This is a genomic window from Paenibacillus sp. J22P143 (assembly GCF_059692035.1).
In genome coordinates this window covers 235,713-258,401 of record NZ_JCAUAQ010000003.1, presented here as the reverse complement: position 1 = coordinate 258,401, position 22,689 = coordinate 235,713, and the positions used below count along the sequence as shown (strand labels likewise).

Annotated in this window: 11 protein-coding genes; all 11 read left to right on the top strand. The window is 42.4% G+C overall.

Annotation, left to right across the window (positions count from 1 at the left end; all coding sequences use genetic code 11):
- Positions 1-411 precede the first annotated feature (411 nt).
- Entirely contained in the window at positions 412-5,943 is a 5,532-nt protein-coding gene (locus AC58PQ_RS08190; protein WP_497241473.1) for an Ig-like domain-containing protein, read from the top strand.
- 92 nt (positions 5,944-6,035) lie between these two features.
- Entirely contained in the window at positions 6,036-7,718 is a 1,683-nt protein-coding gene (locus tag AC58PQ_RS08185) for an S-layer homology domain-containing protein (RefSeq protein WP_497241472.1), read from the top strand.
- 616 nt (positions 7,719-8,334) lie between these two features.
- A complete protein-coding gene (locus tag AC58PQ_RS08180; protein WP_497241471.1) occupies positions 8,335-10,134 on the top strand; it encodes a sensor histidine kinase in 1,800 nt (599 codons plus the stop codon).
- Positions 10,109-11,722 carry a response regulator transcription factor gene (locus AC58PQ_RS08175; protein WP_497241470.1) on the top strand — a complete coding sequence of 538 codons (1,614 nt, stop codon included), beginning with the start codon at positions 10,109-10,111 and terminating at the stop codon, positions 11,720-11,722. Before AC58PQ_RS08180 ends, AC58PQ_RS08175 begins: the two co-directional genes overlap by 26 nt.
- A gap of 288 nt (positions 11,723-12,010) precedes the next feature.
- The gene (locus AC58PQ_RS08170) at positions 12,011-13,309 is read left to right on the top strand and encodes an ABC transporter substrate-binding protein (RefSeq protein ID WP_497241642.1); all 1,299 of its coding nucleotides are present in this window, start codon (positions 12,011-12,013) and stop codon (positions 13,307-13,309) included.
- Between the two features lie 76 nt (positions 13,310-13,385).
- Positions 13,386-14,258, top strand: a complete 873-nt coding sequence (locus tag AC58PQ_RS08165) for a carbohydrate ABC transporter permease (RefSeq protein WP_497241469.1) — start codon at positions 13,386-13,388, stop codon at positions 14,256-14,258.
- A complete protein-coding gene (locus AC58PQ_RS08160; RefSeq protein ID WP_497241468.1) occupies positions 14,255-15,088 on the top strand; it encodes a carbohydrate ABC transporter permease in 834 nt (277 codons plus the stop codon). Before AC58PQ_RS08165 ends, AC58PQ_RS08160 begins: the two co-directional genes overlap by 4 nt.
- A gap of 61 nt (positions 15,089-15,149) precedes the next feature.
- Complete coding sequence (locus tag AC58PQ_RS08155; RefSeq protein ID WP_497241467.1) at positions 15,150-15,374, top strand: hypothetical protein; 225 nt, start codon at positions 15,150-15,152, stop codon at positions 15,372-15,374.
- A 494-nt stretch (positions 15,375-15,868) separates the two neighbouring features.
- The gene (gene ppdK, locus AC58PQ_RS08150; RefSeq protein ID WP_497241466.1) at positions 15,869-18,559 is read left to right on the top strand and encodes a pyruvate, phosphate dikinase; all 2,691 of its coding nucleotides are present in this window, start codon (positions 15,869-15,871) and stop codon (positions 18,557-18,559) included.
- A gap of 16 nt (positions 18,560-18,575) precedes the next feature.
- On the top strand, positions 18,576-19,379 hold the full coding sequence (locus AC58PQ_RS08145; RefSeq protein WP_497241465.1) for a pyruvate, water dikinase regulatory protein: 804 nt from the start codon (positions 18,576-18,578) through the stop codon (positions 19,377-19,379).
- Between the two features lie 315 nt (positions 19,380-19,694).
- Entirely contained in the window at positions 19,695-22,583 is a 2,889-nt protein-coding gene (locus AC58PQ_RS08140) for an endo-beta-N-acetylglucosaminidase (RefSeq protein ID WP_497241464.1), read from the top strand.
- Positions 22,584-22,689: the final 106 nt, after the last annotated feature.

Here is a 22,689-nt window from a genome sequence, read left to right as displayed (position 1 = left end):
GCGCGTTATTAAGTAGTAAATGTACTATAAATGTGAGCGAAATTTTGTGGAGTGGGGGGGATTCTGCAAAGTGGTTTAGTTAGTCTAGTAAAAGTATAGTAAATCCAGTGGAAGCGCTTTATTTTTTGTTTGATAATAAGAGTATTACGAATCTGCACATTCTTCAATTATTTTTATAAATATGGGGGGAGGCCATCGGGAGATTGGTTTGACTGGAGTGCTGTAATCTGAATAACAGCTAATCAAATTGTTAAGAAAGCTGGATGGGCATCGAACGAATAGGACAGAAGATTAAATTAAATCGTGAAACAAGTAAGAATGACAATGTATGATATTGATGAACTTTGGAATTCAAAATGTCGTACCTAAGTAGTTGCGAATTTGCAAATAAATAATTTGAGGAGTGTTGGAATGTTAATAAAATGTAGAGCCTTTCTGGCAAGATTTCTAGTTTTTTCATTCATATTTTCTTTGGTCTTTCAATCCAACGTAATTCCGAGTTCATTAACAGCATCTGCAGCAGAACCTGCAGCAGGCCAATATACAATTAATGCAGGTCAGTTGATCATTACATTGGACAATACAGGACTTATTACCAGCTTAAAAAGTAAAATCGACAACAAGGAATATGTAGATAACTCTAAGCCGTCTCCACTTATTAAAATAGCGGTCGATGGTAAAAGCAGAACAGGCTTGAAACCGACTTCGTTATCCTACAATCCAGCAACTTCTACATATACTTTCGGTTTTGATCGGGGTATATCTATTGATATCAAGGTGGTTGTTAAAAACGCTTACGCGACATTTGAGGTTACGAAAGTACTACCTTCTACAGATAGTGTAGATTTGATCATGTGGGGACCAATTGCTAACACCATTTCCAAAACTGTTGGAGAGCTTGCTGGCGTGGCTTATGATGACAATTATGCAATTGGTCTTAAGATGCTAAATGTCAAAACAGTAGGCGGTTGGCCAAATGGATATGAAAGCATGGGTTATCCTGGCGGACCTGGCCCTGAAACAAGAGACTACCATGTAATTTCTGCAACACACTCATATACAGGAAGTATTTTCCAAGCGTACACTTGGAATTATGCAAAGGATAGCTATAGAGATACGGGATATCCCGGAGTCAACTTAATGACTAATCAATTCACACCTGCAACAACGGATCCGATTGGCTCATTGATTGGCTCGAAAATAGCCTTGTATGGGTGCAGTACTCCTAATATTCTGGATACCATCGAAAAGGTTGTACTAGGAGAGGGGCTTCCACATAGGACCATGAATGGCGTGTGGGATAAGAAAGCACAAGAGACTTCTCAAAGTTGGTTTGTTTTTACCGATATGAGTACCTCAACTACTGCGAGTGTTGCAACTAGGGCGCAGTATGCTCAACGCGCCGGATTCAATTATATTTACGCTTTGGTTGGCGCGGGAGGTCCATGGGCTACCAATGGACATTATAATTTCAGATCGTCATTTGGCGGGGGTACGATTGCAGGAGTAAAAGCCCTGGCAGATACTGCTGCAACCTACGGGATTAAATTAGGAGTGCACACCTTATCTAACTTTGTTGATACAAGTGATGCCTATTTTACCCAACGTGACCCGCGATTGGCTTCAACGGGAAACGCACAGCTTACAAGAAATATTGCCGCAACCGATACAACTATTTATGTTAATGACAAATCTCCGTTTATACCAAATAGCTGGGGCGGTGGTGCAACCAGAATTGCCTTAATAAATAATGAATACATTACTTTTAGTTCTGCCAATATTTCGACTGTTACTGAAAATGTGGAGTATAGGATTACTGGTGTTTCACGCGGTCAATACTCAACAACCGCTTCTGCGTACAACACAGGCGCATCGGCACGCAGAATTCTTATTAATTCATATGGTGGAGCAATTGCCGGTGAGGGTCTGCTACAGGAAATCGCAGCTAAATTAGCAGATAACTATAACCAGACAGGGATTAGAGCAATGTCGTTCGATGGCTCTGAAAACCTCGTAGAGGCAGAGTATGGTGATATGAGTCTTACAAACATGATTTATGCCATGTATAATCACCTAGACAATCCAAATGACTTTATTAACGAAATAGCCCACATTAATTCCAACTTGTGGGATATTAATTCCAGAGTAAGTTGGGGCGAATCAAATACAAACCCTAACCTTATAGATGAATATTTGGCCTTTCAGAAACGAAACTTTATGCCGGGAATGATGGGATGGGTTTACCTAGGCAGTGTAGTTAATACCAAGCTAAGGCTTGAACAAACCCTCGGATATATGGCAGGTTGGAATGCTGGAGCAGGTTTTCAAACAACACAATCCTTTTTATCAAGCAACCCGACATTTATGGATGTAATCAAAGAGTGGGAAGCTGCGAGAAATAAAGGAGCATTCACAGAAGCTCAAAAGACATTATTGCGTGATCGATCTGCATATTGGACATTAAATGTTGTTACTCCAGGCTCCAAATGGTCCTTGCAGAAACTTAGCTCCACAGGAACTCCGGTTGGTTCGCCAATGGATGTATACGTAGGAAGTGAAGGCGCGGTTACACCCGCCGTTGTAAGTATTACACCAGCAGACAATTCAATCAATCTGCCCATCAGTACAAGCCAAATTGTTGTTAACTTCAATACCTCAATGGATCCAACTAAAGGAACATTGTCGCTTAATGGTACTTCTGTTCATTCAACGCCAACGTGGTCTAATTCTAATAAAACGGCAACATTTGATATTAGTTCCGTCCAGCTTATTAACGATATGGGGTATGACGTTCAGCTTCAAAATTTCACCAATTTCGCCGGTCTATCCTTGCCAACCACTAGTAGCAAGTTTTTCACAATTCCGCTTTCCGATTTAGGCGTGTTCCTGAATGTTAGTGCAGCAACGCTTCTTTACGGATCATCTCCTTTATTTGCAGCACCGCCTGCAAGTGCAAGTTCAATTCAACTCAGGGCTAATATTTTACCTGCAAGTATAACCGACCAGACTGTAACATGGACGTCTACCAACACAGCAGTTGCAACTGTAACTGCAGACGGACTTGTAACTGCAACAGGTGTGGGTACGGCTACTATTCGTGCAGTTTCAAATGCACGACCTAGTTTTACTAGAAATTGTATAATAACCGTTATTGGGAACAATCTTGCAAAAAACTCTACACCAACTGTTATGCAAAACACAAGTTACATATCTGACACAAATATGACCGCGACTCCCTCACATCCTGATTGGTTATTCACGAATGCTGTTGAAGATTCTAAGGTCAGTGGTAAGTTTCATGCAGCCTGGACAACGGCCTCATATAATGGTCCTGCCTATATGCAGCTTGACCTTGGTAGTTCCAAAGCTATTGGCTCTGTTGGTTTTAACGTACGTTCCGATGGTACTCCTGGAAGAGCAACTGGGCTTGTCATCATGGTATCTAACGACCCTACATTCCAGAGTGTAAATACAACAGTCGTCTATAATGGTTTGCATAATTCTAATTCGAATGGCGAGTTATATGAACAAGCTGCAATTAATGCAAACCAAGGTTACACCAATTTTCCAATACCATTCGTTTCAACGGATCCCTATACGCAGAGCCCGGCTGATGGCTCACTACTCATGTATCCTCTCACAACTCCTACGAATGCACGTTACGTAAGAGTCTGGAGTACTGGTTATGTTGGTTTGTGGCCAAGTAGTGGCGTGTTTTGGCAGGAAATTGGCGTATCTCCTGCGTCGTATTCGGTAACATTTGACCCGAAAAATGGCAATGCGCTGACTACTCAGCCTGTATCTGGTAACCCTACTGTCGCTAAACCTGCGAACCCGACAAAGCAAGGTTTTGCTTTTAAAGGTTGGGAGGATGCTTCAGGCAATTTATTTGATTTCAACTCTCCAATTACTGCAAATATTACACTGAATGCTAGGTGGGGAACTATAAATGCTACCGGAATAACGCCGCCGACAGCAATTGTTGGATTAGCTAATGGAGTACCCAAGACATCCGTTGGACTCGGCCTACCAACATCTGTCGTTTTGAAAACAGATGATCAAGATATGCTGGCTGACGTAGTCTGGGATGTAGCTGGTTCAAGCTATGATCCCACGAGCAAGAATGCCCAGAATGTTACAGTTAACGGAACGGTAACATTGCCTGTAGGTGTTAGTGCAAACGGTGTATCGCTTACAACATCTATTCAGGTAAACATAAATAAAGAACTTACACTTGTGAGTATACCAGTAGCGACACCTGTTTTAGGTTTGACAAACGGTTTAAATAATGCAATGGTAGCATCATTCTTGCCAGGCAATGTAACGCTGAAAACAAATGATGTTGACTTTTATGGAGATGTAACATGGGATGTAGATCATTTATCCTATAGCCCGTCTAATAAAGATGAACAAACGTTTACGGTAAATGGAACGGTTACATTACCAAATATAGTGAAAAACAGCAACAGCGTGCCGCTCACAGCAAGCGTACAAGTAACTGTAAATGGAGAACCAAAGGTTATTACAGGAATCATAAACCCTGCAACAATAGAAGGGTTAACAAACGGTATATCCGCGCAAAATGTATCACAACTCTTGCCAGCAACTGTAACGATAGTTACAGAAAGCGGAAATATACCTGCCAACGTAACATGGAGTGTAATACCAGCAAGCTATGATCTGACAGTAAAGACAGCACAGACCTTTACAGTAAACGGAACAGTAACATTGCCTAACGGAGTTGTAAATCCGAACAACGTGGCACTGACAACAAGTATTAATGTAACTGTTTTGGCGGCAATTCCAGCAGAACCAAGTGTTGTGGGAATAACAGCACCAGCCTCCATCACTGGGGTTGCAAACGGAACTGCAAAGACAGCAGCAGATCTTAGCTTGCCAGCAACCGTCCAACTAGTAACTGATACGGCGGGAAGCCTGAATGCCAGTGTGACTTGGGATGTGTATGCATCATCCTATGATCCGTCCTCACCAGCAGGGCAGACGTTCACAGTGAACGGAACAGTAACTTTGCCTGACGGAGTTGCAAATCCGAACAACGTAGCACTGATAACAAGCATCGGCGTGACGGTATTACCAGCACCAGTATCAGTATCGCCTCAGGTTACCCTAACGAATCCACAGCAGGTAATCGCTGGAGAAGAAATGGATTTGACGATGGGACTGAGTAACCTGACTCAAACTGAATTCCAGCTTATTAATGCGCAAGAGTTGACGCTTCATTATGATGCGGTGAATATGCAGTTGGGTTCGGTGACCTCACTTGTTTACGGGTTGAAAGTCATCGACCAAAAAGAGACAGTGCCCGGACATGTTCAGATTGTTCTGGCAAGCGAAATCGCTGAAGGCGTTGCTCTCCAAGGAAATGTACTGAAGTTTAGCTTTACAGCCAAAGCTGTAACGCAAGTGACGAATGCAGCCTTTGGTGTAAGCAGTTTTGCAATCGCCAACGGTCAAGGCAACGAATTACACATTAACGGAGCCACTTCCAACACACAAATCATTTTACCAGTAGTAGCGGTGGATAAGACATCGCTGAATGCCTTAATTACAAGTACGCAAACTAAGCATAATGCTGCAGGAGAAGGAAATATGGACGGTCTGTATGTATCAGGATCCAAAGCCATTCTTCAGGCGGCCATCAGTGCAGCGAGTATGATAGCTAATAATCCGACTGCAACTCAGGTTCAGGTGGATCAGGCAGCAGTTGCACTTGCGGCGGCGGTTCAGGCATTTGACAACAAAAAAATAATAGCAGATGTCAATGGAAAAGACGGTGTAACCATTGGGGACTTGGCTATGGTTTCGGCAAGCTATGGCAAGCAACCAGGTCAAAGCGCTTGGAATGCCAAAGCGGATGTCAATCATGACGGTAAGGTTGATATTATCGACTTAGCCATCGTAGCCAAAGCTATGTTGCAGTAAAACGATCCATGATAACGAGGGGAGAACTCAGGTTCTCCCCCTTATCCAATTATGCTCGTCTGGCAAGGTAATGAGAAAGGATGACTTATCCGATGAAGAAAACACTGCTCGCATTTATGCTGGCATTCCTTTTAATTGTGACTACATTCCCCCAAAATGTCATTCATGCAGACGCAGGCCCGCAGTTTCTATTGACCATCTCTAACGCAAGCCTTGCGGCAGGTGACAGCTTTCAAGTAACGGTGAATGGGAAGCAGTTAAGAGATATGTATGCGTATGAGGTTAATCTGACATACGATGCTAGCAAGATCAGGTTTATAAGCGGTGACAGCCAAAGCAACGGCTATGCTATAAAACCTATTGTTGACGGGAACAACATTCAAATTGCACATACGCAATTTGGAAATACGCCTGGTCAAAACGGCAACGCGAAATTGGCCGAATTAACCTTTAGTGCATTGGTTGAAGGAACTTCCGATATTGTGCTGAAAAGCGTGAAATTGGTGAATTCACAGCTAGATGCTGACCATATTTCAGTCAATGGGAAAGTATCAGCCCATATACAGCCTACAAGCTCTACGGGAGGCGGCAAAGGCGAAACGAAATCAGAGTCGATCATCCTCAAACCTGAAGTGAAGGTTCACGCTGCTTCTAAAGTTGCAATGTCCACCGTTGATACTGCTGCATGGGAACAAGCTCAAAAACAAGCCGAATCTGATCCAAGTGGTAAAGGAACAATCAGCCTTGAAATTCCGCAAACAGCTGATGCAACGACTTATATGCAACAGATACCTTCAAATTTAATGTCAAGCGATAAGAAACAATATCAAATTGAAATCAAGACACCTATCGCCACTATTGTTATTCCCAGCAATATGTTCCGAGAAGGTGATTTGACTAACAGCCAAACTGAGCTTCTTATCGCTCGAGCAGATACTAGCAAGCTAGATCCAAGCGTACAGAATAAAGTCGGATCTCATCCGGTCATTGAGCTCACCGTTCAATCCGGCGGTCAAACCATTGCCTTCAATAACCCGAAAGCCCCTATCATCGTGAGCATACCTTATTCTCCTACTATGGAGGAACAGAAACATCCAGAGCATATCGTCATCTGGTATATTGATGGACAAGGCAACATTCATACGGTACCGAACGGCAAGTATGATGCAGCCACAGGTCAAGTTACGTTCTCGACTACACACTTCAGCACATATGCGGTATCGTTCGTTCAAAAGTCATTTGGTGATATCACTTCCGTGGACTGGGCCAAACATGCTATTGAAGTTTTGGCATCCAAAGGAATTATTAATGGTACAACAGACAGCGAATTTAGTCCGTTGCAACAAGTGACCCGAGCCGATTTCCTATTGCTGTTATTGCGTACGCTTCATTTGCAAGGGCCTTTTGGCGATCGATTTGCAGATGTTAACGAGGGCGAGTATTATGACGAAGCAGTAAGAACTGCCAGAGGCTTAGGAATTGCGGATGGAAGTGGAAATAACCTGTTCCAACCTGAGGCTTCCATTACAAGAGAGGATATGATGGTGCTGACGGAAAAGGCGCTTAGAATAAGCGGTAAGCTGGCAAGCGGCGCTTCCGCTGCCGAACTTGGCGCATTTACAGATACTCCGGAAATTTCAAATTACGCTGCAATTAGTATCGCTACCCTTGTCAAGTCAGGGTTAATCCACGGCTACGATAACAAACTTTACCCGCAAGGTACAACGACTCGTGCGGAAGCGGCGCAATTCATGTATAACATTTATAACTATTAAAACCAAATGAATAATACGGAAGAACGGAAATAGGGATCCTATCTGAACATTAATGTTTTGAAAATGTGAAATAGTCGACCTGCTGAAACATCGTCAAGCACACATAAAGGAACTAGAATCCATTTTCTCTTTCTTGGACGAAGTCCACATTCACGGAAAGGTAAAATGGAGACTCAGGGCCTTTTTTTGCTTCGTGGAACAATGGCAAAAAACGGCTCGAAAAAAGTTTAGAATCGGCGTATGAGCTGTTGTGTGAGTAGATCTCATCCCTGCTGCCTATATCCATTCCTATGTCATCGGTCGTACCAATTCCTAGCATTTTATTTCTATCGGCTGATTTTATATTGACTTTAAGTGTATTTTTCTATTGAAACGCAATTTTACTATCTAAATCTTTATTTTGTCACCCTATTTATATAACTTCCAGCTAGTTAGAATTAAATTTAATGGCACCTCTTTAATAATGTAAATTCTTTCCTACCCCCAGTCTAGGTTATGAGCATTTTAAAGTTAGAAACCTAGCCATTTGTTTGATTAGGACAACATGGTAATCCTCGGCGCACACGTCAGCAAGTCAGGTGTAAATAAACTACATTCGCAGAAAAGGAGGCACATTGTGATCAAGCGATTATACAGTCGTTATTTAGGCCGTTTTATTTTCCGTAGGTTGAACTTGGGTATCGGGATTTCTCTTCTAGTTGTGTTTATGATGCTAGGTTATTTGACCGATAACAGTTTTTATCGGCTTCTTGAACAAAGAGAGCAGGAACTCCTGGATATACGCACCGAAAATCTGAATCTTCATCTAACTGACATGATTGACCGGTTTAAAAGGGAAACGGTGTCCATTTACAAAGATCCGACTACTTCTCAATCTATTGCAACAAACGAATACTTCCTATCGGGCAAGGCCCATGCAACCGATGACGAACGCGAGCAGCTCTTGGAAAAAAATTATTTTAGCTTAATCATATCCTTGATGCTCAATCGTAATCCAGAAGCGATCTCCTTTCTTTTTTATCGAAATGAAGATCAGAAAGTATTTGGACAAACTCATCAGCAGCAATTGCAGATCAATACTTCATTCGATTTTCCCTCATTTTTCAATGCTCTTCCGAGAGATTACAATTTTCCTTATATAGGAAACGTTAATGGATTGCTAAATTCTTCTACACCCATGATTTATTTCGCCAATCCTGTCTATGACCTGCTAAGCATCCATCCGAATAAAGTTCACGGTTTCTTTCTGATGATCATCGACCCCAGGGTTCTATTGGACGTGTTTAACTCGCAGGAAAATTCAGAAAGCCAGCTGATTATCAATCAAGATGGAAAACCTTTGCTCGAAGCCTCTTCAAAAGGCTCCGCCTCCTCCATCAATATAAGAGACGATTTATGGAGCCGGATTTCTTTAGAGCAATACAATCTTGAAATTATTGGGGTTAAAAGTAAAACAACCATTCAATCCAAACTGAATAGCATTACCCTAATTATCAGTTTGATTCTCGTCATAACCTGGTCCATTTGTTTAGTATTAATCTTCAGCATTCAAGCTATTGTTGTAAAGCGTCTCAAGCTTATGACGCAGCACTTTAAAAAAGTGCAAACTAATCCTTTTAGCGAGCCCATGCCAGTTCAGGGTGAAGATGAAATTAGTGAGTTAATCGTAAGATTTAACGGTATGACAGAGAATCTTAAGCAATATATCAATCGCGTGTATATAACCGACATTCAGAAACGAAACGCCGAATATGTTGCGTTGAAAATGCAGATCAATCCGCACTTTTTGTTTAATACATTGGAATCTTTGCGTATGCAGGCGGTGGCGGGCGGACAACGAATTCTTGCAGAAAAACTGTATTTCTTGGGGAAGTTGTTTCGTTGGATGTTGAAGCAAAACGATGATATCATACCCATACAAGAAGAGCTGCAGTATATGGAATACTATCTGGATCTGTTCAATATGGGGAAATCTAATGTGATCCGGTTAGAGATCCACTCAGAGCTCGATCTTAATGAATATTATATGCTCAAATTCAGCTTACAACCGATCATAGAAAACGCCATTTTGCACGGCGAACTGGAGAATCAGGATGATCCAACGATCTCAGTCCATATAACACTAGAGTACGAAATTTTGTCGATTGAAATCCATGACAACGGGATTGGAATTTCACCGGACAGAATGGCTAAGCTCATCCATACGTTAGAATCTCCTAATTATTTGCCGGAGAAGCATCTCGGTTTGAAAAATATTCACGAGCGTATTAAAAACTATTTCGGAGATGAATACGGGCTTTATATCTTCATGAATGGTTCTGATCAAACAGAAGGTTTTTGCTTGCATATGAAAATTCCTATTAACTACAACAAGGTTGGGGTGAGTGAGCATGAGCAAACTACTTATCGTAGATGACGATAGATTTATACGCGAAGGTTTATTGCATTTGATTGATTGGGATGACTTAGGGATCGAAATTGTCGGTATTGCGGAAGGAGGATACCAGGCTCTGAAGCTTGTTGAGGAGTTCCATCCACAAATCGTTTTAACCGATATTCGAATGCCTAAGGGAGACGGATTGGAGTTAATCGAACAGATCCGCCAAAAAGGATGGGATACGCAAATTATTGTCTTAAGTGGTTATAATGATTACTCTTATGTCCGTCAAGCCATGAAATTCCATGTAGAGGATTATTTACTGAAGCCCGTAGATGCAAATGAATTAACTAGCATTATCAAAAATTGCTGTGACCGGAAGCGCGAGCAATGGAGAATCGAACAATTGAAACGGGAGTCATTCCAACTCTTGCGTGAAAACATCCTTCTGCGTTGGATGGAAAATCGTATCGATTCGGATCAACTCAGGGAGAAGCTCTCTTTTCTCGACATGGACATGCGGAAATATGATCTGTTTCAAGTTTCTGTTATTACTTGGATTGATTGGAATGAAAAAGAATTATCGCAAGGCGAGCAGCAATTTCGTTCATTTGCCATCATTAACAGCGTAAACGAGGCGCTTCAAGAGGAAGGCAAGGGAATCGCTTTTCCAAATCAAAATAGGGAGATCATTTGTCTTCTAACTGGAAAAAGTCAAGCTTACCTTGATGCCGAAACATTCGCCAAGGAAAATTTGCAATGGATGCAGATGATTGCGAACCGCTACGCGATCGTACTGAAAACACCATGGTTCTGCACGTTTGGGAGTGTATCTTCCCAAATGCAATCGGTACATGCTTCTTACCGTGATGCATTGCACCTCCAAAATTATATCCATTTAACTAACGGACCGATATGCGTCGACAGCACATACATCATGAAACAACATCAAATTGCTTCATTTAGTTTGGATAACCGCGAACTCCTCGTCGCTGCTTTAGTTTCCGGTGAACGTAATCTATGGGTCGAGGCTGTTGGCCGGGACTTTCAATGGGCCATCAATCAAACCGATTCATTGTCAGCTGCCAAATATGCTGCTGCTGAATGGATTGTGATGATCAAGATGGCCATAAACCAGAAGAAGTTACCTCTACACGAATTTTTTGCTGAGAGCCAGACCCTGAAGAACCTCTACGGCAGGAATGACATTGGCGAAATTCGCAGCGATTTATTGCATTTATTGAATGAACTTGAAAATATTATAATCAGAAACGAGTCCAAGAAAAAAAATCCTATTATTGAGCAAGTCAAGAATTACCTTCAATTGCATTATGCGGAGGAGCAGTCTTTGCAAACTCTTGGTACACGCTTTAATGTAAATAATATTTACTTGGGTCGCTTGTTCAAAGAAGAAACAGGTGAATACTTTAGTGATCATATAACACAAATCCGCTTTGACAAAGCAAAGGAACTACTAGTATCGACAACACTCAACGCATCGGAAATCTCGTTGCGGGTCGGTTATCTAGATTCCAATTACTTTTTCCGGAAATTCAAGCAGGCAACCGGCCTTTCCCCTACCGAGTACCGTAATCTACATGCAAAGGTTGGAGAAATTGCCAATTGAAGAATGGATTCGTTTTCCGACACGGGAACGCCATTAGCTGCAAGCAGCATAGATTGGCTGAGATAATAAACCTCCTCTGAGCGAATAAGTACATTCGGTTCAGGGAGGTTCTTTGCTATTCATTCTCTTTCGACAATACTCGCAGCATTCCCTATTCTGAAAAAAGTGGTTTAATTAGTCTAGTAAAAGTATGGTTATTCCTGTGGAAGCGTTTTAGTATTTGTTTAATAATAAAAGAGTAGAATAAATTTGAAAGATGAATGAAGGGGGAAGTTAAATTTGAAAAAGATGTTAGTTGTAATCTCATCAGTTGCCATTGCTGCCAGTCTCTCTGCATGTGGTAGCGGCCAAAAGACTGTCGAAAGCCCGAGTGGAAGCAGTACGGAAAAACCTGCAGCTACAGTTAAGAATGCGGAAATTGTGTTTCAATCATGGATTACTCCAAATTTGACTGCTGATTATTATGATGGTTTGATCAAAAAGTTTGAATCGGCAAATCCAAACATAAAAGTAAAGCGCATTCAACCTCCTGGAAATGAAGGTAGTGCGGATAATTACTTGAAGACACTGCTTGCTTCAGGCGATTTTCCGGACGTTGTTCAGAATGCGACGTTCAAGCTCTTCGTCGATGCCGACGCATTGGCGGAAATTCCAATTGATGACGATATCAAACAAGTCAAAAACTACGAAGCTGATTTCATTAATGGTAAATTATACCAAATTACTTCGGCAGGGAGCCAGCCGCAATCGCTTATTTTCTACAACAAAAAGCTGTTTGCCAATGCGGGTATAACAGCACTGCCTAAAACTTGGGCTGATCTTGAAGATGTATCCGCTAAGCTGAAGGATAAGGGCATTACTCCGCTCTTAACGGCAGGAGATTGGACATCCGGGTATACATTCACGTCCCTGACTTCACCGACCATGTTCCTGCAAAAAAAGGCTTGGTATACGGATCGCTTCGCGGACAAAGCGAAGTTTACGGATACGGACTGGTTGGAAGCAGCTAACTATTTTAATGGCCTTGTTCAAAAAGGTTACTTCAACAAAGGCGCATTAAGCATCGATTATGCTGCTGTGGAACAGGAATTCTTAAAGGGCAATGGCGCCATGTATCCGATGGGTATCTGGTTCACTGCTTCGGAATCGAAAGCAAAGAAGGACTTTGAAGTAGGCGTATTCCCGGCACCGACGAAGGACGGAACACAAAATATCCTCGGTTATGAAAACGGAGGTGGCGTGGGGATCTCGAAGAAAAGCAAAAATCCGGAGGCCGCTCTTAAATTTGCTAAATTCTTGATGCTCGATCGGGAATCCAACAAAATATTATTGCAAACCGATGGACTGTTCTCTACGATGAAAAATCCTGTTATGTGGGATATGAGTCCGCTTCAGAAAGAAGTATCTGATCTACTGCAAAAAAATCCTACAATGAATGGGTATTATGCCGGAAAAGTTGGAAGTGTGCCTGTATCTGGAATTCAGGATCAATATAACAAAGTAGCGCAAAACATCCTGTTAGGAAAAGCCGAAGTGAAGAAAGAAATGCAATCGCTCGATGATTACTGGGATAAAAACAAAAAATAAACGAATTAAAATGATGAACAATGAATAACAAAGGCAAACTTGTGTCTTTGTTATTCACCTAAAGGTGGTAAGATCGATGGAAAAGCGGGACTTTTGGGTAAGTACGGTTATGTTCTCTCCTGGTTTTATTATTTACTGTTGTTTCTTACTGGTTCCGATCATTTTATGTTTCTACTATTCCTTATTCGATTGGAACGGGATCAACCCGACGTATCATTTTGTGGGGATGAAAAATTTTCTTGAGGCGTTCCAAGATAAAACATTTCTCCGGGCGATCGGAGTAACACTGTTTATGACGGTTGTCACGACGTTTTTCGTCAATGTATTAGGGATATTTTTCGCTGTACTGCTGAATAAGAAGGGGAAAATGACGAACTTTTACCGTTCGGTCTTTTTTTTCCCGCTCTTGATGAGCTCGGTTGCAGTAGGCTTTATTTGGAAGAGTATTCTGAGCTATAACGGACTTCTGAATAATTTGTTTGTACACTTTGGGTGGGGGAAAATTGAGTTTTTAGGTGATCCCAATCTAGCTGTGCTGTCAGTTACGTTCCTGGCCATTTGGCAATCTACCGGCTTTGTCATCGTGATCTATTTGGCAGGTCTGCAGACGATACCTGGGGAGCTCTTTGATGCGGCGAATATGGACGGTGCATCAAGGTGGCAACAATTTCGCAATGTAACATTTCCGCTGCTGGCGCCCGCGATTACAACTAGTATCGTATTTAATTTTACTGGGATGATGCGCGAATATGACCGGGTTGCGGTAATGACATATGGCGGACCGGCTGGTGCAACGGAAACGATCGCGTATCAGGTCGTCAGGGTCGGTTTTAGTGCCAATCGATTGAGCTATGCTTCCAGTTTAGCCGTATATATGTTGATTATTGTTGGCGTGTTGGCTGTTACGTTGACGATTCAACTAAGGAAAAGAGAGGAACAGATTATATGACGAGTCGTAGATTTGAAATGACCCGCCACTCGCTGTTGTTATTTCTATCCATTTTTCTATTGGTGCCGTTTTATATTGCGGTGGTCAATGCATTTAAAACTAGAGAGGATATTCTTAGTAACCCGTTGGCATTTCCCGTTTACAGGCTTACATTCGATAACTTTGTCCGTTCGGCGGTAACGCCTTCATTTAATATATTTAAAGCGTACGGGACGTCTATCTTAATAACATCGGTTTCCGTATTTATGATTATTCTATTCTGCTCCATGATGTCTTTTGTTATTGCCAGAAACAATCACCCATTTTTTTCATTGACTTATTTGGTATTGTTATCAGGGCTAATGGTTCCTGCGCAGGTTATTTTAATCCCTACTGTCAAGGTACTGAGCGCGTTTGGGCTAATGTTCACTCCGCAGGGGCTGATTCTCTACAATATCGGGTTTTATGTGCCATTTACCGTGTTCACCTATGTCGGCTATATACGTACCATCTCAACAGAGCTTGACGAATCGGCGAAGATGGATGGAGCAGGTAAAATAACGATCTTTTGGCGCATTATCTTTCCGCTCATTCGTCCATCAACGGCTACTATAGTCATTTTCCTTTACTTATGGATTTGGAATGACTTTGTTAATCCGACAATAATATTAGGTTCCACCAAAGGTTACACCGTGACTACGGGCATATTCCGTGCGGTTGGTCAGTACAGTACGAATTGGGAAGATATTTTTGCACTCGTTGTCATGGCGTCTCTTCCTGTATTTCTTTTGTATTTGTTCTTGCAAAGACAATTTATTTCCGGGCTGACGGAAGGGTCGCTCAAGGGTTAATGGAGTCATCAACGCCACAGTACATTTGAAACTTATTGATTGGGGCGCTTACGAAGAAAAAATGAAAGTCACCATGGCCTCTGGCGAACCCTATGATCTCGTATGGACAGCGGCGGGCTTCAACAATTACTTTCAAAATGTGGCGAATGGCGCTTATGCACCGTTGGATGATTTGATTGCCAAATATCCTGACATGAAGAAAGGTATTCCGGACCAGGCATGGAAGCTACAGGCAGAATGTCCGGCTTCAATCCTGAAACGCAGTCTTACGATTTCCAATTCGTAAAGCCGCTGCTTACAACCGATAAAGCTGCAGCGACAATGACAAAATTATTGCTGAAAAGCAAAAGCAACTAGATGCTTGGAAAGCGACAAATAAATAAGCTGGTTAAAATAACTGAGAGCTCCCTAATGTTCTATTCATAGGACATACTTTGGGAGTTCTCTTCTTGGAGCGAAGTTATATATCAAAGATCAATGACGTATTGCCAAGAGCCGTTAGAGACGCGGCTTGAAGGCGAGTGGTGGGCAAGTATGGAGGAAGTTTTTCACGTGGACTCCTAGCAAATATTCTAATACCGGAAAGTGATATAGTATGACACATATATATCTTATATATGTGTCATACTATATTTTTTTTATTTAAATCAAGTAAATGTGTCGTTTTAATTACAATTTAATATTATATATTGTGTATTATTTAATTTATTGATAATATTATGACACAATAAATATGAAATAAGAAAATATGTGTCGTTAAACTAAGGAGGCAAATAAGTGATGACAGAGAAACTAGTAGTATCATTTCAAGACGGAAATGCTTCAATGAAGAATTTACTGGGTGGAAAGGGCGCCAATCTCGCTGAGATGACACGTACCGGTCTGCCCGTGCCTCCTGGTTTCACGATTACGACGGAAGCATGTTTAGCTTTTTTTAAAATTGGCAATCGGATGTCAGAAGAACTTCTTGAACAAGTTACAGATGCTCTTAAGCAACTAGAGAAACAGAAAGGACAGACGTTCGGTGATCCCAATCATCCGCTTCTCGTTTCGGTACGATCAGGCTCCGTAACTTCGATGCCAGGTATGATGGATACGATTTTGAATCTTGGGCTCAATGATGAAACTGTTCAGGGCTTGGCAAAGCACACGAACAATGCAAAGTTTGCTTACGATTGCTACCGCCGTCTGATGCAAATGTTTGCGAATGTCGTCCTAGGCATTGAATCCTTCCATTTCGAGCAGCTGTTGCACCATATGAAAGTGAAAGAAGGTGTGCTGCAAGATCAAGAAGTTAGCGCTGAAGGCTGGAAGGCACTTATCGAAGACTATAAGCGATGTATTATGGCTAAGACAGGTCATGCTTTTCCGCAGCATGTCTACGAGCAGTTGAGAATGGCCGTTGAGGCCGTATTCAAATCATGGAACAACCCTAGAGCTCAAATTTACCGCAAGATTAATCGTATTCCTGATGATCAAGGAACAGCGGTTAATATACAGAGTATGGTATTTGGGAACATGGGCAGCAGCTGCGGCACTGGTGTTGTTTTCACACGAAACCCATCCACAGGTGAAAATGCTTTTTTTGGTGAATACCTCATCAATGCACAAGGGGAAGACGTGGTAGCAGGTGTAAGAACACCACTTGCTATTGCTGCACTGAAAAACGAAATGCCCGATATTTATGAGCAGTTATTCCAAGCCTCCAAGCAGTTGGAGATGCATTATAAGGATATGCAAGACATCGAGTTTACGGTGGAAAATACGAGGCTGTACCTGCTTCAGACTCGAAACGGAAAGCGCAACGCCCAGGCCGCGATGAAGATCGCAGTTGATTTGGTTCAAGAAGGCTTATTGACTAAGCAGGAAGCCGTGGGACGCATTGAAGTGTCACATCTAGATCAGTTGCTTCACAGAGGAATTGAAGAAACAGCAGTGAAAGATGTGTTGGCAAAAGGTCTTCCTGCATCACCGGGCGCAGCAGTCGGTCAACTTGTTTTCGACGCGGATACGGCTGCAGAATGGAGCCGTACAGGTAAGACGGTCATCCTAGCAAGATCGGAAACGACGCCGGAAGATATTCATGGCGTAATCGCTTCGGAAGGTGTGCTCACGAGCCGTGGTGGAATGACAAGCCATGCTGCTGTTGTAGCGAGGGGTATGGGAAAACCATGCGTTTGCGGATGCGAAGAAATTCGAATTGTGCATGATGAGAAACGAATGACAGTAGGCAACAGAGCTGTTGAAGAAGGTGATTGGATTACGTTGGACGGTGCAACCGGGCGCGTTATTATCGGCGCAGTGCCTTTACAGGAAGCTCGGATGACGGAGGAGCTTCTTGAGATACTGAAGTGGGCAGATGAGATCCGTTCGCTGAAAGTGTTCGCGAATGCAGACAACCCACATGATGCGAGAGTCGCCAGACAGCTAGGTGCAGAGGGGATCGGGCTTTGCCGTACGGAGCACATGTTTTTCTCGCAAACTCGGTTGCCTGTCGTCCAACGAATGATCCTGGCAGATGACAAGGCACAACGATTGCAAGCCCTTGCGCAGCTGATCCCGATGCAGCAGTCCGATTTTGAAGGGATGTTCGAAGAAATGGACGGTCTACCAGTGACGATTCGGTTACTAGATCCGCCTTTACATGAGTTTCTGCCTAACCTAGATGAGCTTCAGAAGATGCATGCACGACTCATTTATGAGGAGGGCAGCTCTGACTCGGAGAGAGAAGAGGTGGAGCACCTTCTTCGCAAAGTGCAAGCTCTTCACGAAGCAAACCCAATGCTTGGTCAGCGGGGCTGCCGATTAGGCATTGTATTCCCGGAGATTTATGACATGCAGATCGAGGCCATATTTCGTGCAGCATCCCGCTGTATTGAAAGAAACATCTGCGTAATTCCAGAAATCATGATTCCACTTGTCAGTCATGTTAGTGAGCTGAAATTATTAAGAGAGCTGGTTGATTCCGTAGCAGAGCAGGTGCTGGGTAAAGATAAGCTTCAAGATTGTCCATATAAGGTCGGGACCATGATTGAAGTGCCTCGCGCTGCACTTACTGCACACCAAATTGCTGCTTATGCGGATTTCTTCTCATTTGGAACGAATGATTTGACGCAAATGACTTTCGGGTACAGCCGTGATGATGCTGAAGGCAAATTTCTAACCCATTATGTCGATCAGAAGCTGCTTCCTCATAATCCGTTTCAGGTACTCGACACGGAAGGCGTCGGACAACTGATTGAATTGGCAGTGAATAAAGGGCGGCTTGTTAAACCGTCACTCAAAACGGGTATATGCGGAGAGCATGGTGGAGACAAGGAGTCGATTTTCTTTTGCCATCTTACTGGTTTGGATTATGTGAGTTGTTCCCCTTACCGAATTCCGCTTGCGCGAATAGCAGCTGCACAAGCCTTCATTCACCATGGATCTCCTGAGGAACGCATGGAATCTTTGGCTGTTCGAAACAGTTAATCGGGAGGTATTCACAGTGGAGAACAAGGTTCATACCATTTTTGTCTGTTCGGATTCGGTTGGGGAAACAGCTAACAATGTTGTTCAAGCTACAATACGTCAGTTTAATGTCAGTCAAGTTAGTATTAGACGCTATGCTTCCATGCGATCAGAGGAAGATATTCACAATATGATGGAGGAAGCATCTCGGCAAGGCGGATTTGTAGTCTACACGCTGGTGCTTCCGGAATTAAGAGAAATGATACGTCAAGAAGCCTTTCGCTTGAATGTGACAAGTATAGACATCCTTGGCCCTGTCATGCAAGCTTTTATGGATACCTTTAACGACTCTCCCAAGAGGAAAGCCGGCTTGCTGCATCAAATGGACGAGGATTACTATAAACGGGTTGAAGCGATCGAGTTTGCTGTTAAATGTGATGATGGGAAAGACACGAGTGCCTTCAAACAAGCACATATAGTTCTTCTAGGGGTTTCTAGGACTTCGAAAACACCGTTAAGTATTTATTTGGCGCATAAAGGTTATAAAGTAGCCAACTATCCATTAGTGCCGGAAGTAAAGCTGCCGCAAGACTTGTTTACGCTTGAAAAACACAAAATGATCGGCTTGACGATGAGCGCTGAGCAGCTTGTTAAGATTCGTACTGAACGGCTGAAAGCAGTAGGACTGCCATTTGGCGCTAAATATTCGGCGTTGGAACGAGTGGCGGAAGAGCTGGAGTATGCATATGGGCTATATAAGCAGCTCGGATGCATGGTGATCGATGTCACTGAAAAAGCAATAGAGGAAACGGCTGGTATCATACTGGACGCCCGAATTTGAAACGCTGCCTTCCTCCTTGAGAGGAGGGCGTTTTTTTTATGTTAAAACAAGTGAAAGAGCAATCCATGTGGATTTATGGAGCCTACATTATTTTCCCAAAAAATTCTTAAAAAAAGTAAATAATGGATATATAAATGTCATGAATGGAGACTAGTTTGACCAATCGTACGGATTTTATAATAAAGTGGAGGAGGACAAGATGACGGCAGCGAGACTTATTACGCATTCTGGGGAATCATTTTAACCTCGATAAAAGCGTTTATCGTTTTTATTAATATTCATATTCATATTCATATTAAAGAGGAGAGTGTGATCATGAAAGCAAAGCAAAAGAAACGTGTAGCAGTCATTTTGGCCTCATTACTTTCCATGGGGGCGATAGTACCAACAGGTATCGTATATGCCGGTGGCGATACGCTACCCCCACGTGTCGGTGAACAAGGCTACAAGGGTAAAAACCAGCCGGTTTATCATGGTCACCGAAAACAAAATATCTTGGATTGGACTCCTGAAACAGACGAATTTTCTGAATTTATGAGAGCAAAAATACCGCTTCAGAATCGTAATGAAGCGTTTAAGCCCACGCAGGCAAACCCCCTATTGGATCAAGAAGTTCAATTCCTAAACTTGGCAGGCGACTACGGTATTGAATTTATGAATCCGACAGTGTCTAATGATCAATTTGCAAAATATCTATTCAACTTTTGGCAGTATGTGGATGTTCAAGCATCTTGGCATGGTGTAGTTACAAATCCGACGCCGGATTCGTTGTTCAATCCTGAGGCAGAGTGGTGGGAACATCAATTTGAGTTTGGCGTGTTAAATATTCCAAACCCGGCTTACACCAATGCCGCTCACAAGAACGGCGTTAAATCTATAGGTTGTATTTTCTTCCCGAGATCGGAGCATACGGAAGATTATATTTATAAAGATAGTAATGGAAGATTCCCTATGGTTGATAAATTAGTTGAAATGGCTAAATATTACGGCTTTGACGGGTACTTTGTGAATGCCGAAGAAGCACTGAATCCCAGCTTTATGCCCGTTTATCAAGAGTTCATTCGCGCACTGACATCTCAAGGTCTATATGTAAATGTGTACGCTTCCAATCGGTATGGTCAAACAAATCAAAGTACGTGGGGGCGAATTGACTACGCTAATAAAGATGCAACACAGTTTAGCAACTGGCTTAAAACGCCGGCAGATACGACTATTGCCGCCAATTCCTTGTATATGAATCCGGACCCGAGTAAAGCAATGGTAGACGGTTCGGTTGCAACCATGAAGGCATTAGGTTTAGACCCAAGAAAAACTGTATTTAATACACTTGAAGCAGGTCAAACTGGATTCAGCGGAACACGCGGGACAACATACAACACGTATGATGAAAATTTAGTCCCAAGAACAGGCATAGCTACTCTGGGCAATACAGGGGCCTATTATCATTTGGACGAACAACTCTTTGGTCATTCGGGTGCCAATAGGTATACTGAGAATAGACGCGCAGACCCTGATTATTACAAATATGTTGCCGCAAGAGAAAGAACATGGTGGTCAGGTGCTGCAGACGCTCCTACATATGAAGCGGGACATGGGACGCTTGCTTCAGCTGGCATGACACAGGATCAATTAAAGGCAGCTGTTCTAAACGCTACTCCGGACCCTGTCAAAACAGCCAATGATCCTAATCGTGGAAAACCAAACGAAGGTAAAAACTATAAGACATGGCCGGGTCTGGCAGCATTCATTTCTGAAAGATCCGTCATTGATGGTTCAAATTTCTATACGAATTTTAATACCGGACATGGCATGCAGTATTTTGTAGACGGTGAAGTTTCGAATGATCACCAATGGGCTAACATCAATATCCAGGATATTCTCCCAACATGGCAGTGGCGGATTGACACAGAAGGTACTCGATTAAAAGTGGATTTCGACTATGGCAAGAAATTTAGCGCGGCAGATGATTATACGCAGCTTGGCGGATATGATGGCGGCAGCTCGCTGGCAATCTTTGGTGATTTGGATGCAACGAACTTTATTTCTTTGTACAAAACAAAATTAGACATCAAAGCGGAATCAAAATTAAACATTACATTCAACAAACCATCCGTTACCGATGCAAGCAACGTTAAAGTCGGATTGATTTTTGAAGATGATCCAGCAAAAATCGAGTACGTTAATATTCCAAGCGGAGCAAATAAAACGACAAAAGGATGGGTTCAAAAAAATCTGGACTTGTCCCAATTTGAAGGTAAAACATTGGCAGCCTTCGGACTGTCTTTCACCCCAGAACAAGGAACGATTGAGGATTATCAATTTAACGTTGGTGAAATTAACATTACCGATGGTACAGTAGTTAAACCAGCCGCGCCGACAGACTTAAAAATCGATAAATCGTTTGATACGTCCGAAACGTATATTTCCTGGAATTTGGAAGATTACAGCAAAGTACAACAATACAATGTATATGCGGAATATGAGCATGGCAAAGAAATATTCTTAGGCGGAACCTATGATGACAGATTTTATATTAAGTCTTTATATGATCCGAAAGGTACTGTGAAAATCAAAGTTAAAGCTGTTGGGGCTGATGGAAGAGAAGGCAAAGCAGCAGTTGTAGAAAAAGATTTCTCGAATACTGTGAAAAATATTCAGACAGTGGAAAATGTCGGTTCTGTTGATGTAACTTGGGAAGCTCCGGCAGTTAAATACGTACAAGCAAAAGTAGACGTAACATTGAACTACTCCGTAACAAAAGATGTATATTCAACGACTGTGGCAAAAGGAACCAATGCAGTGAAAGTTGAAGTTCCAATTGTAGATGGAAGTGCATATACAGTTAGAATTTCATTGCTGGACGCCAAGGGTAACGTAGTTACTTATGCAGATGATACAGGCGTATTAAAAGATGATCATTCCGACGTTTATGTGGGAACAGCAGCATTATTTAAAGCAACTTTGACCAGCCCTACAAAACTTAAACTAACAGGACCGACTTCCAATGACTGGTGGCATTTGTATGCATGGCAGAACGGAAAACCGATCTCATTCGGTGGAAAACCATATGCTATTAGAGGCGTTGATGATCTAAGATCACTCCCCTTTGTAGGAAACACTGGTGTGATTGAGGTCGTATTGGAAGATTTCAACGGCAATAAGTCCGCACCTGTACAAGTTCCATATGGAAGTTTGGGCCAATAAGTTTTTAAGCTCGTCATCGATGCAATAAAGAAGGATTCAGATATAAGCCTTGGTTCTGGAAGACTATTTTCCAAAACCAAGGCTGTTCTGCTTCGCCTCGTTGAAA